At 70.0% G+C, this 14,221-nt stretch carries 14 protein-coding genes; 8 read left to right on the forward strand and 6 right to left on the reverse strand.

Annotated elements, in window-relative coordinates; genetic code table 11:
• Positions 1–87 precede the first annotated feature (87 nt).
• The 8 genes from rpmH (at position 88) to ITJ48_RS14510 (ending at position 5,627) form a co-directional block, all read left to right on the forward strand.
• Positions 88–225, forward strand: coding sequence for a 50S ribosomal protein L34 (rpmH, locus tag ITJ48_RS14475; protein WP_123356527.1), 138 nt, complete (start codon positions 88–90; stop codon positions 223–225).
• A gap of 8 nt (positions 226–233) precedes the next feature.
• Positions 234–569 carry a ribonuclease P protein component gene (gene rnpA / locus ITJ48_RS14480; RefSeq protein ID WP_123547399.1) on the forward strand — a complete coding sequence of 112 codons (336 nt, stop codon included), beginning with the start codon at positions 234–236 and terminating at the stop codon, positions 567–569.
• Positions 566–928 carry a membrane protein insertion efficiency factor YidD gene (yidD, locus tag ITJ48_RS14485; RefSeq protein ID WP_194614174.1) on the forward strand — a complete coding sequence of 121 codons (363 nt, stop codon included), beginning with the start codon at positions 566–568 and terminating at the stop codon, positions 926–928. Before rnpA ends, yidD begins: the two co-directional genes overlap by 4 nt.
• Positions 929–938: 10 nt before the next feature.
• Positions 939–1,901, forward strand: coding sequence for a membrane protein insertase YidC (yidC, locus tag ITJ48_RS14490; RefSeq protein ID WP_133739077.1), 963 nt, complete (start codon positions 939–941; stop codon positions 1,899–1,901).
• A gap of 94 nt (positions 1,902–1,995) precedes the next feature.
• Positions 1,996–2,595 (forward strand): R3H domain-containing nucleic acid-binding protein, encoded by a 600-nt coding sequence (locus tag ITJ48_RS14495; protein WP_194614175.1) that lies wholly within the window; start codon positions 1,996–1,998, stop codon positions 2,593–2,595.
• 7 nt (positions 2,596–2,602) lie between these two features.
• A complete protein-coding gene (rsmG, locus tag ITJ48_RS14500) occupies positions 2,603–3,253 on the forward strand; it encodes a 16S rRNA (guanine(527)-N(7))-methyltransferase RsmG (RefSeq protein WP_194614176.1) in 651 nt (216 codons plus the stop codon).
• A 509-nt stretch (positions 3,254–3,762) separates the two neighbouring features.
• Complete coding sequence (locus ITJ48_RS14505) at positions 3,763–4,665, forward strand: ParA family protein (RefSeq protein WP_370544944.1); 903 nt, start codon at positions 3,763–3,765, stop codon at positions 4,663–4,665.
• Entirely contained in the window at positions 4,665–5,627 is a 963-nt protein-coding gene (locus ITJ48_RS14510) for a ParB/RepB/Spo0J family partition protein (protein WP_194614178.1), read from the forward strand. The genes ITJ48_RS14505 and ITJ48_RS14510 overlap by 1 nt, the downstream gene beginning before the upstream one ends.
• A 423-nt stretch (positions 5,628–6,050) precedes the next feature.
• On the opposite strand, the gene ITJ48_RS14515 is transcribed toward ITJ48_RS14510, so the two are convergent.
• The 6 genes from ITJ48_RS14515 to ITJ48_RS14540 form a co-directional block, all read right to left on the reverse strand.
• Entirely contained in the window at positions 6,051–7,010 is a 960-nt protein-coding gene (locus tag ITJ48_RS14515) for a D-alanine--D-alanine ligase (RefSeq protein WP_192040487.1), read from the reverse strand.
• 64 nt (positions 7,011–7,074) lie between these two features.
• Positions 7,075–8,382, reverse strand: a complete 1,308-nt coding sequence (locus ITJ48_RS14520) for a PLP-dependent aminotransferase family protein (protein ID WP_123547391.1) — start codon at positions 8,380–8,382, stop codon at positions 7,075–7,077.
• A gap of 123 nt (positions 8,383–8,505) precedes the next feature.
• Complete coding sequence (trxA, locus tag ITJ48_RS14525; protein WP_123547390.1) at positions 8,506–8,832, reverse strand: thioredoxin; 327 nt, start codon at positions 8,830–8,832, stop codon at positions 8,506–8,508.
• Between the two features lie 71 nt (positions 8,833–8,903).
• The gene (gene trxB, locus ITJ48_RS14530; RefSeq protein ID WP_194614179.1) at positions 8,904–9,911 is read right to left on the reverse strand and encodes a thioredoxin-disulfide reductase; all 1,008 of its coding nucleotides are present in this window, start codon (positions 9,909–9,911) and stop codon (positions 8,904–8,906) included.
• A gap of 209 nt (positions 9,912–10,120) precedes the next feature.
• Complete coding sequence (gene murJ / locus ITJ48_RS14535) at positions 10,121–11,794, reverse strand: murein biosynthesis integral membrane protein MurJ (protein ID WP_194614180.1); 1,674 nt, start codon at positions 11,792–11,794, stop codon at positions 10,121–10,123.
• Entirely contained in the window at positions 11,791–14,049 is a 2,259-nt protein-coding gene (locus ITJ48_RS14540; protein WP_194614181.1) for a DUF6049 family protein, read from the reverse strand. The genes murJ and ITJ48_RS14540 overlap by 4 nt, the downstream gene beginning before the upstream one ends.
• Positions 14,050–14,221 lie beyond the last annotated feature (172 nt).

Genomic DNA, 14,221 nt, shown 5'->3' on the forward strand with positions numbered 1-14,221 from the left:
ATCAGTTGAATCCCAGCCGACTCGGCTGACGAAGACTTCTCGGATCACGGCACCAGGCCAGGTCCGCATCCCCCTGGAGAGAACACCATGAGCAAGAGAACGTTCCAGCCGAACAACCGCCGCCGCGCCAAGAAGCACGGTTTCCGTGCCCGCATGCGCACCCGTGCCGGTCGCGCCATCCTGGCTCACCGCCGCGGCAAGGGCCGCACCGAACTCTCCGCGTAGCAGCCTCCGTGTTGGCCCGGGCCAACCGGATCGTCCGCGCAGACGACTACCGCAACACAGTGCGCCGTGGCCGCAAGTCGGGCACGGCGCACTCGGTCGTCTACGTGCGTCGTCGAGACGACGACCTGGTCCGGTTCGGCTTCATCGTGGCCAAGACGGTCGGCAACGCCGTGGCGCGCAACACCGTCCGTCGGCGTCTCAAGCACGTGTGCCACGACATCCTCCCGGGGGTGCCTCCGGGCACCGACGTGGTCGTCCGGGCGCTGCCAGGCAGCCTCGACGTTCCGTGGTCTACCCTGCTCAGGGACATCTCAGGGGTCGTCGACAAGGTCGTGGGACAGTGAAGCAAGCGGTGCAGTTCGTGACGTTGCTGCCGCGCAACGTGTGCGTCGTGCTGCTCCGCGCCTACCGGGCCGTCGTCTCCCCCCTCTACGGCGAGGTCTGCCGGTACCACCCGTCCTGCTCGCGGTACGCGCTCGAGGCCATCCAGCAGCACGGCGTCGTGCGGGGCTCGGCGATGGGCGCGTGGCGGATCGGCCGCTGCAACCCCTGGGCTGCCGGCGGCATCGACGACGTCACCCCGCCCCGGCGACAGAAGTACACCACCACGGCCTTCGGCTTCGTGGTCCCTCGATCCGACGCGGTCGCGTCCGCCCCGAGCGGCGTGCCCCGTCTCATCGTCCAGAGCCACGGAAAGGGCTGACCCGAACACCATGGACTTCATCGGAACCATCCTCTGGCCCCTCAGGTGGGTCGTCGAGGCGATCCTCGTGGGCTTCCACAACGTGCTCACCGCGCTCGGCATGGACACCGCCGCCGGCAGCACCTGGGTCCTGTCGATCGTCGGCCTCGTGCTCGTCGTCCGAGCTGCCCTCATCCCGATCTTCGTCCGCCAGATCAAGAGCCAGCGACGCATGATGGAGATCGCGCCCCGGCTCAAGAAGATCCAGGACAAGTACAAGGGCAAGCGCGACCAGTTCAGCCGCGAGGCGATGTCGCGCGAGACCATGGCGCTCTACAAGGACACGGGCACGAACCCGCTCAGCTCCTGCCTGCCGCTCCTGATCCAGATGCCGATCTTCTTCAGCCTCTACACGGTGCTGCACAACGCCCAGCAGGACAAGGTCGGCATCGGCCTCCTCAGCCAGGCCCTCTCCACCTCCTTCGGCGAGTCGTCGCTCTTCGGCGCGCCGCTCAAGGAGACCTTCCTCGGCGCCACGACCTGGGAGGTCCGCCTGATGGCCGGCATCATGGTCGTCGTCATGACCGCGTCGCAGTTCATCACGCAGCTGCAGATCGTCTCGAAGAACATGTCGCCCGAGACCAAGGCGAGCCCCATGTTCAAGCAGCAGCGGATGCTGCTCTACTTCCTCCCCCTCGTGTTCGTCTTCTCGGGCCTCTCGTTCCCCCTCGGCGTCATGTTCTACTGGCTGACCTCGAACATCTGGACGATGGCGCAGCAGTTCATCGTCATCCGGAACATGCCCACCCCCGGCAGCGAGGCGGCCCTCGCCCGCGAGGAACGTCTCGCGAAGAAGGCCCAGCGCAAGGGCCTCGGGCTCGGCGACATCACCGTCACCGAGATCGAGTCCGCCCCCGCCGTGCCGAAGGCGACGCAGCGCGCGCAGCCCGTCGGCAAGAACCGCGCCAAGAAGCAGAACGGCGCCAAGAAGTAAGCAGCGCGTTCTCCCCCGGCGTCGTGCGGGGGGAGCACCTCCGGCAGGCGATGCCGGCGACGTGTGACCGATCTACCCGGAAGAGGCGACGAGCATGACCGACAACGACACAGCCGACACGGACACCAGCGGCGCCGACCTCCCCGAGGGCACCGCGGCAGCACCCGAGGAGGCGACGGTCACGGACGACCGGCAGCGCACCTCCGGCGCGGCCGCCTCGGTCGACGGGGCCGACGCGGCGTCCGTCATCGACGAGGGCGAGATCGCCGCCGACTACATCGAGGAGCTCCTCGACATCTGCGACTTCGACGGCGACATCGACATCGAGGTCCGCGGCGGCCGGTCGTACATCTCGGTCGACGCCTCCGGTGAGGGGTCACTCCGGACGCTGTCGAAGCCCGACACGGTCACGGCCCTCCAGGAGCTGACCCGCATCGCGGTGCAGACGAAGACGGGCGAGTTCTCCCGTCTCATCCTCGACATCGGCGGATCGCGGCAGACCCGCGAGGCCGAGCTCGGGGCCATGGTCGACCGGGCCGTCGAGCGTCTGGAGGAGGGCGCCGAGGCGGCGTCGCTGCCTCCCATGTCGTCGTACGAGCGCAAGCTGGTGCACGACATCGTCGCCGCCCGCGGCTTCGTCTCGGAGTCCGAGGGCGAGGGCCGCGACCGGCACACCGTCATCAAGCGCGGCTGACCCGATCGTGAGCACCGACCAGGCGGGCCTCCTCGAGGCCGAGCCCGCCGTCGCGCGGGAGATCTTCGGCGACCGCCTCGAGGTCGTCCGGCAGTTCACCGCCGACCTCGCACAGCACGGCGAAGAGCTCGGGCTGATCGGACCCCTCGAGCTCCCCCGCTTGTGGACACGTCACGTGGTCAACTCGGGGCTGGTCGCGCCGCTCCTCCGATCGGGTGCGCGTGTGGGCGACATCGGCTCCGGCGCCGGCCTGCCCGGCTTGGTGCTGGCAGCCGCGCGCCCGGACACGACGCTCCTGCTCATCGAGCCGATGGAGCGACGGACCGACTGGCTCTCCGCCGAGGCCGAGCGTCTCGGCCTGACCAACGTCGAGGTGATCCGGGCCCGCGCGGAGGACGTCGAGCTCGACGCCTGGCTCGACCAGGCGACGGCCCGCGCCGTGTCGGCGTTGACCAAGCTCATCCCCCTGACGGCCAGACTGGTGCGGACCGGCGGCGAGCTGATCCTCATGAAGGGCGCGCGCGTCGACCAGGAGGTCGAGGCGGCCCGCAAGGTCATCGCGCGGACGCACCTGGTGGACGTCGAGGTGCTCGAGCTCGGCGTCGGGGTCGTCGACCCCGCGGAGACGACCCGGGTGTTCCGAGCCACCCTCGACTGACGACGGTCGAGGAGGCGCGGTTCGGCTCCACAGGAAGCGATCTGAGCGCGCCGGGTGATCCACCGTCAGGCATGTCGACGCTCACGGTCTGAGAGTGGCTTCTAGGGCGATCGGGTTGAAAATGCCGCCTGATCAGCTAATTCAGCATTCACTGTCGAAATCACGCTGATTTCGGTGTTCTCGGGTCCGGAGCACGACTCCCCGTCCGACCTAACTCGTCATGGGGGCCGGGACGAGCTGCCAGCGACCTGCTCGACGCGCCTGTGACACAGTTATGCACATGTTGGCGAGCCTGTGCACAAACATGTCTCGCGTCCTTCCCGCACATCCCGCGCCAGCGCTCGCCTCTCGTTTCACGTGAAACGCGGACATGATCGGAGGGGCTTCGATGCCTGTCAGCACGACCCGGCGAGATAGAGTAGAGGCTCGGCTCAGCAGTGATGATCACCGTCGATCGTGACCATGCGCGAGGCCGTTTCACGTGAAACACAGCGATGCGGAGATCCCCGGTGAGTTCATCCACGGAGTACGACGACAGCACTCCCCTGGCGCGCGAGCTCGCTGACCTCCGCCGCCGGCGTGAGGCATTGTCGAAGGATCCGCTCCCCGCGCCGGCCAACACTCGCATCCTGACCGTCTCGAACCAGAAGGGCGGGGTGGGCAAGACGACGACGACGGTCAACCTGGCCGCCGCCCTCGCCCGGAGTGGCGCTCGCGTGCTCGTGATCGACCTCGACCCGCAGGGGAACGCGTCGACGGCCCTCGGGGTGGAGCACCGAGCGGAGACGCCCAGTGTCTACGACGTGATCGTCAACGAGGGCGACATCTCGGACGTCGTGCAGCAGAGTCCTGAGTTCCCTGACCTGTACTGCGTGCCGGCGACGATCCACCTGGCGGGTGCCGAGATCGAGCTCGTGTCGCTCGTGGCCCGGGAGCAGAGGCTGCGTACTCAGCTCGACGCCTACCTGTCGGCCACGGAGGCGGCGGGCGAGCGGTTCGACTACGTCTTCATCGACTGCCCGCCGTCGCTCGGACTGCTGACCATCAACGCGTTCGTCGCGGCCGGCGAGGTGCTCATCCCGATCCAGTGCGAGTACTACGCGCTGGAGGGGCTCAGTCAGCTGCTCCGCAACATCCAGTTGATCGAGAAGCACCTCAATCCGACCCTCCAGGTCTCGAGCATCCTGTTGACCATGTACGACGGGCGCACGAACCTGGCGCGGCAGGTCGTCGCGGACGTGCGCGAGCATTTCCCGGCCGAGGCGCTGGACACTCTCATCCCCCGGTCCGTCCGCATCAGCGAGGCGCCCGGCTATGGCCAGACGGTCATCAGCTACGACACGAACTCACCCGGCTCGATCTCGTACCTCGAGGCCGCAGCGGAACTAGCACGACGAGGAGCACCCCAGTAGTGGCAACCAAGAGAACGGGTCTCGGGCGCGGCATCGGCGCCCTCATCCCCGTGGCAGAAGAAGGCCAGGACAGGCCTGTCGACGTCTTCTTCCCGACCGGACAGCAGACGGCGGACGAGCTGGTGGCGGTGCCGGGTGCACGGCTCGCCAACCTGAACCCGCTGGACGTCGTGCCCAATGCGCAGCAGCCCCGTGCGGAGTTCCGCGAGGAGGAGCTGGCTGAGCTGGTCACCAGCATCCGTGAGGTCGGCGTCCTGCAGCCCATCGTCGTGCGTCCCCTCCCCCGGGACGCGTCCGCGAAGGGGGCCACCGCGGCCCCGCAGTACGAGCTCGTCATGGGGGAAAGACGGCTGCGGGCGACGAAGCAGCTCGGTCTCGCGACGATCCCCGCCATCGTCAAGGAGACGGCCGACGAGTCCATGCTCCGCGACGCCCTGCTCGAGAACCTGCACCGGGCAGAGCTGAACCCGCTCGAAGAAGCGTCGGCCTATCAGCAACTCCTTGCGGACTTCGGCATCACGCAGGACGAGCTGTCGAGCCGCATCGGCCGCAGCCGGCCGCAGATCTCGAACACCCTCCGCCTCCTCCGCCTCCCCGCGAGCGTGCAACGACGAGTGGCTTCGGGTGTGCTGTCGGCAGGACACGCTCGGGCCATCCTGTCGACCGGTGATTCGCTCCTGATGGAGCGCCTCGCGGACAAGATCGTCAACGAGGACCTCTCGGTGCGCGCTGCCGAGGCTGCAGCTGCCGGCACGAGCATCAAGCCGCGCACAACCCGCGGGGCCGTGGGACGTCACCAGGCTCACCTCGACGAGGTAGCCGAGAACCTCGGTGATCGGCTCGAGACCAAGGTGAAGGTCAAGATGGGTGCGAGGAAGGGGTCGATCGCCATCGACTTCGCCTCGATGCAGGACCTCAATCGGATCCTCGCTGCCCTGGGCCAGGATCCGTTCTCCCAGTAGTCCTCGCCCGTGGCTGACTCAGCCACGGTGTGTTCCCCGTGAAACGCCCGCTCTACTTCTCGGAGGAGGCGGGCGTTTCGCCGTCGACGGCGTCGTTGTCCGCCGGACCATCGCTGTTTCACGTGAAACGCTCGCCCATGCCAGAAAGGAAGGCTCGCGATGGTCGGCGTCTCGCGGGCCCGGCGGGTTGTGCGTGTGCACGGTACGAGTTCGCCCTGCCCGAGCTAGAGGACCACGATGTCGGGGTGGGCGATCGGGCCCGGTTGATCGGGCCGGTCTCCTGTCTGGTGTGCAGGTCTGCGCTCCCATGGCAGCAAGCTCTCGATGTGGGTGGATCTGGCAGGGGCCTGCTTGGCCACGAGTGTTTCACGTGAAACGCCCGCCCTCTCGACCGAGAGGACGGGCGTTCGACGTGAAACATCTTCACGCGTGGTCGAGGACGGCCTTCTCGGCGAGGGCCGCGTAGACCAGGCCGAGCTCGAAGCCGGCGGCATCGAGAGCCATGGGGACCAGAGAGGTCTCCGTCAGGCCGGGCAGCACGTTGACCTCGAGGAACCACGGGGTGCCCGCCGCGTCGACGATCAGGTCGACCCGGGAGAGGTGGCGGAGGCCGAGCGCCTGGTGGACGGTCACCGCGGTCTGGGCTGCCGCCTCCTGTGCTCGGGCGTCGAGGCGGGCCGGCGTGAAGAACGTCGTCTCGCCCGCGTTGTACCGGGCTTCGAAGCCGTAGACGCCGTTCCTGGGGACGATCTCGACGGCCGGCAGGGCGGACGGGCCGTCACCCGTGTCGATGACGCCGACCGCGACCTCGGTGCCGGTGATCTTCTGCTCGACGATCACGTCGTCGCAGTACGTGTAGGCGTCCACCATCGCACGGGGCAGCTGATCAGCGGATTCGACGACGGTGACGCCCTGTGCCGAACCGCCGCGGGCCGGTTTGACGACGACCGGGACGGGGTGTTCCTCCGAGATCGCGGCGAGCACACCTGCGGCGCCGAGTTCACGGAAGGCGTCGTGCGAGAGGGTGATGCCCCGGGGCGTCCGCACCCCCGCACGGTGCGCGAGCTCCTTGGCGGTGGGCTTGTCCCACGCGAGCCGCGCCGCCGCCGAGCTGCTGCCGACGAACGGGATGTCCAGCGCCTCGAGCAGGCCGCGCAGGGCGCCGTCCTCACCGCTGGCACCGTGCAGGGCCGGCCACACGACGTCGGGTCGCGTGGTGGTGAGGTGCCCCAGCAGCGAGGCGTCGGGATCGCGCAGGTCGACCTCGATGCCGTTGGCGACCAGGCTGTCGACCACGCGCCTCCCCGACCTCAGCGAGACGTCTCGCTCGTGGGAGATGCCCCCGGCCAGCACGGTGACCTTCTTGACGGCGCTCTGGGTCATCGGGGCTCTCTCTCGTGGGTCGGCCACGCGATCGTCTCGTGGCGCATTGCGGGTTAAGTGCTGATCAGTTGGTGTTCGGCGGCGGCGTCGACACACCGGTGCGCATCGTCAGCGGCGAGCCGAGCCGGGCACCGGAGAACGTCGCGAGGAGGTCGAGCTCGCCGTTGACCACGGTCGCGAGCCGGGCGATGCCGGTGCGGATCGACTCGGGCGTCGGGTAGCAGAACGACAGCCGGATGTTCTGGCGGCCACCGCCGTCGGCGAAGAACGCCGTGCCGGGCGTGTACGCGACGAGCTCCTTGACGGCACGGGGCAGCATCGCCTTCGAGTCGAGCTCGTCGGGGAGAGTGACCCAGACGAAGAAGCCCCCGTCGGGCACGGTCCAGCTGAGCGACGGGAGGTACTCCCCCAGGGCCGAGATCATGGCGTCCCGGCGCTCCCGGTAGAGCCCCCGGAACGACTCGATCTGACCGCGCCAGTCGGCCTGGTCGAGGTACTCGGTGATGACGAACTGGCCGAACGAGTTGGGCGAGAGCGTCGCGGACTCGTTGGCGAGGATGAGCTTCTCGCGGATCGCGTGCGGGGCCAGGGCCCAGCCGACGCGGAAGCCGGGAGCGAGCGTCTTCGAGAACGAGCCGAGGTAGATGACGCCCTCGTCGTCGACCGAGCGCATCGCCTGCGGGGCCGGCTGGTCGAAGTAGAGCAGCCCGTAGGGGTTGTCCTCGAGGACGAGGATCCCGGCGTCGCGGCAGATCTCGAGGATCTCGAGCCTGCGTGCCCAGGTCAGCGTCACGCCGGCGGGGTTGTGGAAGTTGGGGATCGTGTAGAGGAACTTGATGGTGCGGCCCTCGGACCTGACCCGCGCGATCGTCTCTCGCAGCGCCTCCGGCACGAGGCCCTCGGCGTCGGTCGCGACGTGCGAGACGTCGGCCTGGTAGGCCTTGAAGACGCCCAGGGCGCCCACGTAGCTGGGCGACTCGGCGAGGACGACGTCGCCCGGGTTGACGAAGAGGCGCGTCACCAGGTCGAGGGCCTGCTGGGAGCCGGTGGTCACGACGACGTCGTCGGCGCTGCCCCTGATGCCCTCCATCGCCATGATCTGCATGATGTGCTCGCGGATGGCCGGGGTGCCCTGCCCGGAGCCGTACTGCAGGGCCATCGCCCCGCCGTTCTGCGACATGACACGGTCGATCGCACCGGTCACGAGCTCGCGCGGCAGGGCAGAGACGAACGGCATGCCGCCGGCCAGGGAGACGACCTCGGGTCGGCTGGCGACGGCGAAGAGGGCTCGCACCTCGGAGGCGCTCAGGCCGGCCGTGCGGTCGGCGTACGAGTCGTACCACGGGTCGAGGTTGGTGCCCTTGTCGGTCATGTGCGTCCCTGTCGGTCAGAGGTGGTGCGGTTCAGGATATGCCCGGAGCGGCCCGGAGACGGCGAGAGCCCGCCCAGCGGGTGCTGGGCGGGCTCTCGGGCGGTGCGTCGACGCGGGGTCGACCTACGCGAGGAACTCCGCCAGGTCGGCCTCGAGGGCCGGCTTCGGCTTGGCGCCGATGACGGTCTTGACGACCTGGCCGCCCTTGTAGACCTTCATCGCCGGGATCGACGTGATCTGGTACTGCATCGCGGTCTGCGGGTTGTCGTCGACGTTGAGCTTGACGATCTCGATCTTGTCCGCGTTCTCGGCCGCGATCTGGTCGAGGATCGGCGAGACCGCGCGGCACGGGCCGCACCACTCGGCCCAGAAGTCGACCAGGATCGTCTTGTCGGACTTGAGGACGTCGGCCTCGAAGGAGGCGTCGGTGACTGCCTTGGCGCTGCTCATGGTGGTTCCTTTCGTCAGGGGGTTCGTGTGTTCGTGCGTGCGGGCCGACGTCGTCGACCCGCGGTCGCAGGTCAGGCGGAGACGGGCTCCGGGGCGACCGACTCCGCGGTGTCGATGCCCTCGGCGGCGCCCTCGGTGTGCTCGGCTAGAAAAGTCTGGTCGAGGCTGGCGAGGAAGTGCTCGGCGTCGAGCGCGGCGACGACCCCGGAGCCGGCCGCGGTGGCCGCCTGGCGGTAGGTGTCGTCGACGACGTCGCCCGCCGCGAAGACGCCACGGAGGTTGGTCTTCGAGCTGCGGCCCTCGACGGCGATGGTGCCGCTGGTGGTGAGGTCGACCTGGCCGTGCACGAGGTGCACGCGGGGGTCGTTGCCGATGGCGATGAAGAGGCCGTCGAGGTCGAGGTCGCTCGTGCTGCCGTCGACCGTGTCGGTCAGCTGCACGCCCGTGGCCTTCTCGTCGCCGAGGATCGCCGTGACCTGCTTGTTGAACAGGAACTCGATCTTGTCGTTGCCCTGCGCGCGGTCCTGCATGATCTTCGAGGCGCGCAGCGTCTCGGAGCGGTGGATGACGTACACCTTCGAGGCGAAGCGCGTCAGGAACGTCGCCTCCTCCATGGCCGAGTCGCCGCCTCCCACGACCGCGATCTCCTTCTGCTTGAAGAAGAAGCCGTCGCAGGTGGCGCACCAGCTGACGCCGCGGCCGCTGAGGCGCTCCTCGTCGGGCAGGCCGAGCTTGCGGTAGGCGCTGCCGGTCGCGAAGATCACGGTCAGCGCCTCCTCGACGGTGCCGCTGCCGAGCGTGACCTTCTTGACGTCTCCGGTCAGGTCGACGCTGGTGACGTCGTCGAGCAGCACCTCGGCGCCGAACTTCTCCGCCTGCTCCTGGAGCTTGAACATGAGCTCGGGGCCCTGGATGCCGTCGGGGAACCCGGGGAAGTTCTCGACCTCGGTGGTCTTCATGAGCTCGCCGCCCGCCTCGACCGAGCTCGCCACGATGAGCGGCTCGAGACCGGCGCGCGCCGCGTAGATGCCCGCCGTGTAGCCGGCGGGGCCGGAGCCGATGATGATGATCTGGCGCATGGCACCTTCCTCAGTGACGTTCGTGGATGACGGGAGAGGGACTGCGGGCGGTGTGCCCGTCTCGCCCTCGCTCGACCGTCTGGTGCAACACATCCTAGGGTCGGGGCATTCCGTCGGCCCGGGGCTCGCAGACGGCGCTCAGCGACCGGCCTGCGACCCGGTCGGCGACCGTGCCGGCCATGGCGTCCGCGACCGCGTCGCGGGCCGGGTCAGCGACGAAGGAGGCGCGCCGCCAGCGGGCGCACCCGGCGGATCACCGGGGCGGTCAGGTCGGTCAGCTCGGGCAGGCGGATCAGCGCCAGGAGCCCGAGGTACACGACGGCCATGACGAGCCCGGCGACGACGACGGTCAGGATGCCGGCGATGCGGCCCGAGTGCGCGAATCCGTCGGGGGTGAAACCGCCCAGACCGGTCACGACGACGAGCCCGACGGCCCCGGCGACCAGCGAGAAGAAGGCGAACTGCAGGTAGCGGCGCAGCACCCAGCGACCGTCGATGCCGCCGAGCCTGCGCTTCACGAGCACGAGGGCGACGATCGTCTGGGCCGAGCCGGCGATCGAGGTGGTGACCGCGATGGCCACGGCGATGAGCTCGTCGGGCACGACCGCCGACGAGATCAGCGTGCCGACGACGAAGATGCCCGACTGGACGATCTGCATGAAGAACGGCGTGCGCTGGTCGTGCAGGGCGAAGAAGACGCGCTGAACGACGAACAGGACGCTGAAGAGGACGAGCCCGGGCATGAAGCCGAGGATGACCTGCGCCATCTGGCTCGCCCCGGTGAAGGTGCTCTCGAAGAAGCTCGCGAACGGGTAGGCGACGACGCACATGGCGACCGTCGCGAAGACCATGAACATGCCGATGGTGCGGAGCGACTGAGACAGGTCGGTGCGCACGGCACGCAGGTCGCCGCGGGAAGCGTGCCCGCTCATCCGCGTGAAGTAGGCGGTCGCGATCGAGACGGCGACGATGCCGTGGGGCAGCATGAAGAGCAGCCACGAGTTGGCGAGCACGGCGTTCGAGGCGCCGGTGCCGCTGCCCTCGGACGCGACGCGGCTCTGCACGAGGCCGGCCAGCTGGGTCACGAGCACCATGCCGAAGAGCCAGCCGGCGGCCTTGCCGGTCGCCCCGAGGCCGACGCCGCGCCAGCGGAAGTCGGGACGGAACGACAGCCCCGCACGGCGCCAGAAGAGCAGCAGGAAGCCCGCCTGCGCCAGGACGCCGAGGCTCGCCGTGCCGGCGAGCACGGTGATGCGGCCGGGGGTCCAGACGTCGACGACCGAGTTCTCGGCCGATCCGCCGAAGAGCACCATGAAGACGACCAGGCCCGCGATGGCGACGACGTTGTTGATGACCGGCGCCCAGGTGAACGGCCCGAACACCTGGCGGGCGTTGAGCACCTCGCTGAGCAGCGAGTACATCGCGTAGAAGAAGATCTGCGGCAGGCACCAGTAGGCGAACGCCGTGGCGAGGGCGATCGCGTCCGAGGTGTAACCGCCTTGACCGGTCGACCCTGCCTGTTGGGCGTAGATCCGCACGAGCAGCGGCGCGAGCAGGGTCCCGACCAGGCCGACCGCGGCGAAGACGATGGTGCCGAGGGTCACGATCTTGTTGATGAACCGCTGGCCGCCGTCGTCGTCCTGGGTGGCGGCACGCACGATCTGCGGCACGAGCACCGCGCTCAGCAGGCCGCCCGCGATGAGCGCGTAGATGTTGTTCGGCAGCTGGTTCGCGAGGGCGAACGAGTCGGCGGCGCGGCTGGCCGACTGGCCGATGGCCGCGGCCAGCACGGCGGTCTTGACGAAGCCGAGCACCCGGGACACCATCGTGCCCGAGGCGAGCAGCACGCTCGCGCGGCCCAGGCCGGCCTGCTGAGCGCTCATGGACGGACACCCGTCTCGGTGGTGTCGGGCCGGACACCGGTCTCGGTGGTGTCGCTGCCGGCGGCACCGGCGGCACTGGCGGAGGCCCCTGTCGTGGCCTCCCTGCGAGCGAGTCGCCGCTTGCGGAACGTCCGGTAGATCCCGCCGCCGAACAGCACCAGGAACCCGACGGCGAACACCCAGGTGATCGCGGTCTCCCAGCCGGCCTGCACCGAGATGGACACGGTGGACGGCGTCGAGATGGCGACCCCGGTCGCGCTCACGAGGCTGAGCGACACGTCGACGGTCCCGTTGGCGACGGACTGCACCGGGACGCGGACGCGGGCCTGCGAGTCGGAGGCGACGGTCACCTCGATGCGGTTCTGCTCGACCGACAACAGCGAGTTCGACGGCTGCACCATCAGGTAGACGGTCGCCGCCGACGAGGTCGAGTTCTGCACGTAGAGCGGCAGGGAGGTGCGGTCGCCGAGGATGGAGAGGTCGCTGCCCTGCACGATCGAGACGAGGCCCGACGTGGCGACGGACTCCGCGTCGGCCGCCGCGACCTCGGCGGCGAGGCCGTCGGGGTTGTCCCGCCAGGCGTGCGAGGCGAGGGCGAGCGTCCGCAGGCGAGCGGGGCCCGTGACGGTCTGGGGCTGTGCGAGGGCGGTGGAGAAGTCGGAGACGCGGCGGTCGGCCGTCGCGAGCGTGCGCAGCAGGGCGGCGCGCGCGTCGTCCTCGGGCTCGTCGACGACCGTGGCGGCGGTCGGGGCGCTGGCCACCGCCTCCTGCAGGGTGCTCTGGGCGGACCAGGGGAGGTCGCGCAGCGCGGCCAGCGTCCGCGTCAGGTAGGCGCTGTCGGGCGACCAGCCGCGCCCGAGCGTGGCGAGGAGCGTGCGGGCGTCGCTCGGACGCTCGCGGGCGACGGTGGCGACGCTGGCGGAGAGCTCGGCCATCGACGTGGCCCAGGCGGCGTCGTCGGAGGCGCCGGCCGCGTCCGAGAGGAGCGTCGAGAGCATGTCGTCCGAGACGAGCCCCGCGGTGGCCCCGAGCTGCGTCGCCGCGTTCTCGGTCGCCCCGGTCGAGACCTCCACGTTCGAGCTCGACACGATCGTCGAGGTGTACCCGCTCGCCGCCAGCACGTCGAGGTCGGCGGCCACGACCGTATCGGCTTCGGGCCACGCGACGCCGGTGGTCGACCAGGGCCAGCTCAGCAGCGACTCGGTGGTGGGCAGGGGCGGCGCGGCGGCGGGGTCGTCCGCCTGGTCGGTTCCGGAGCCGTCGGTGCCGTCGGCGGGCGGCTCGACGGCCGACGGGTCCGAGGTGCCGCTCGCCGAAGGCTCGGGCGTGCTGCTGGGGGTCGGCTCGGCGAAGAGGGTCGGGTCGACGAGGCCGTCGAACGAGACGGGCGTCGGGATCGTCGTCGCGCCTCCCTGGCTCAGGCCCGCGACGTCGGCGTCGGCGTACGCGAGCGGGAACATCTCGAGGCCCGACTGCTGCAGCTGGTCGAGCCAGTCGAGGGCGGAGGGCGGCGCCGAGGTGCCGAGCAGCCGGACGGAGGCGATGATCATGGGGTCGACGGCCACCGCGGCCTGCGTGCCCTGCACCGCCCTCAGCTGGCGGGTGAGCGTGCCGTCGATCGAGGTGTACGCCGAGAGGGCGCTCGCGTCGAGCACCCCGTTCTCGGTCTCGGGCGTCGTGATCGGCACCGCGACGGCGACCTTCGTCGCCTGGAAGCTCTCGGCCGGGAACCAGGCGACGCTGCTGCGCGCCTGGGCGAGCTGGGCGCCGTCCGCGTCGACGAGGCGGGCGCCGAGGGCGCGGGCACCCCAGCCGTAGCCGCCGAGCGCGACGGTCGCCGCCGGCACGGTCACGGAGCCGACGGTGCGCGACTGCCCCGACGGGACCTCGGGCACGTCTACCCGCGTCAGGGAGGTGCCGAGGTAGTCGCTCCCGCTCGTGGAGGCGGGCGAGAGCCAGCCGGCGAGCTTGGCGCGGGTGACGAAGGCCTGCCGGTCGAGGTAGACGCGGGCGACGGAGGCCGCCAGGTCGTCCTCGGTCGCGTTCGTGACGACGACGTCGAGCACGAGGTCGCGGTCCGGCACGAGCACGCCCGACTCGGCGGGTGCCAGCGAGAGCGTGACGGCGTCGTCGGGAGCGCTCGACGCGGTCGCGGCCGCGCGGGCGGGCGACGCGCCCGACGCCCCGAGGCCCAGCCCGACGACCACGACGAACACCGCCGTCAGCGCGGCGAGCAGGGCGTGGAGTCGTCTCATAGGCAGGGTGCGGCCGGCGCGGGACGGCCGACGAGCATGCCGAGTCTAGGCAATCGAGCCCGGACGATCGCGGTCGGCGCCCCGAGACGCGACGTGCGACGGACGGCCTCAGCCCTGGGGAGGAGGCGCCCGCCGCCCGGTGCGCGGGGCGCACTGTGGCAAAGTGGTCGGT

Source organism: Frigoribacterium sp. VKM Ac-2530 (genome assembly GCF_015350835.1).
Taxonomy (GTDB): Bacteria; Actinomycetota; Actinomycetes; order Actinomycetales; family Microbacteriaceae; genus Frigoribacterium.

Excerpts from the sequence above, each read along its gene's own strand:
- rpmH (WP_123356527.1), top strand. The coding sequence starts at position 88 with ATGAGCAAGAGAACGTTCCAGCCGAACAACCGCCGCCGCGCCAAGAAG.
- yidC (WP_133739077.1), top strand. The coding sequence starts at position 939 with ATGGACTTCATCGGAACCATCCTCTGGCCCCTCAGGTGGGTCGTCGAG.
- ITJ48_RS14495 (WP_194614175.1), top strand. The coding sequence starts at position 1,996 with ATGACCGACAACGACACAGCCGACACGGACACCAGCGGCGCCGACCTC.
- ITJ48_RS14515 (WP_192040487.1), bottom strand. The coding sequence starts at position 7,010 with ATGACCCAGAGCGCCGTCAAGAAGGTCACCGTGCTGGCCGGGGGCATC.
- ITJ48_RS14520 (WP_123547391.1), bottom strand. The coding sequence starts at position 8,382 with ATGACCGACAAGGGCACCAACCTCGACCCGTGGTACGACTCGTACGCC.
- trxA (WP_123547390.1), bottom strand. The coding sequence starts at position 8,832 with ATGAGCAGCGCCAAGGCAGTCACCGACGCCTCCTTCGAGGCCGACGTC.
- trxB (WP_194614179.1), bottom strand. The coding sequence starts at position 9,911 with ATGCGCCAGATCATCATCATCGGCTCCGGCCCCGCCGGCTACACGGCG.
- murJ (WP_194614180.1), bottom strand. The coding sequence starts at position 11,794 with ATGAGCGCTCAGCAGGCCGGCCTGGGCCGCGCGAGCGTGCTGCTCGCC.
- ITJ48_RS14540 (WP_194614181.1), bottom strand. The coding sequence starts at position 14,049 with ATGAGACGACTCCACGCCCTGCTCGCCGCGCTGACGGCGGTGTTCGTC.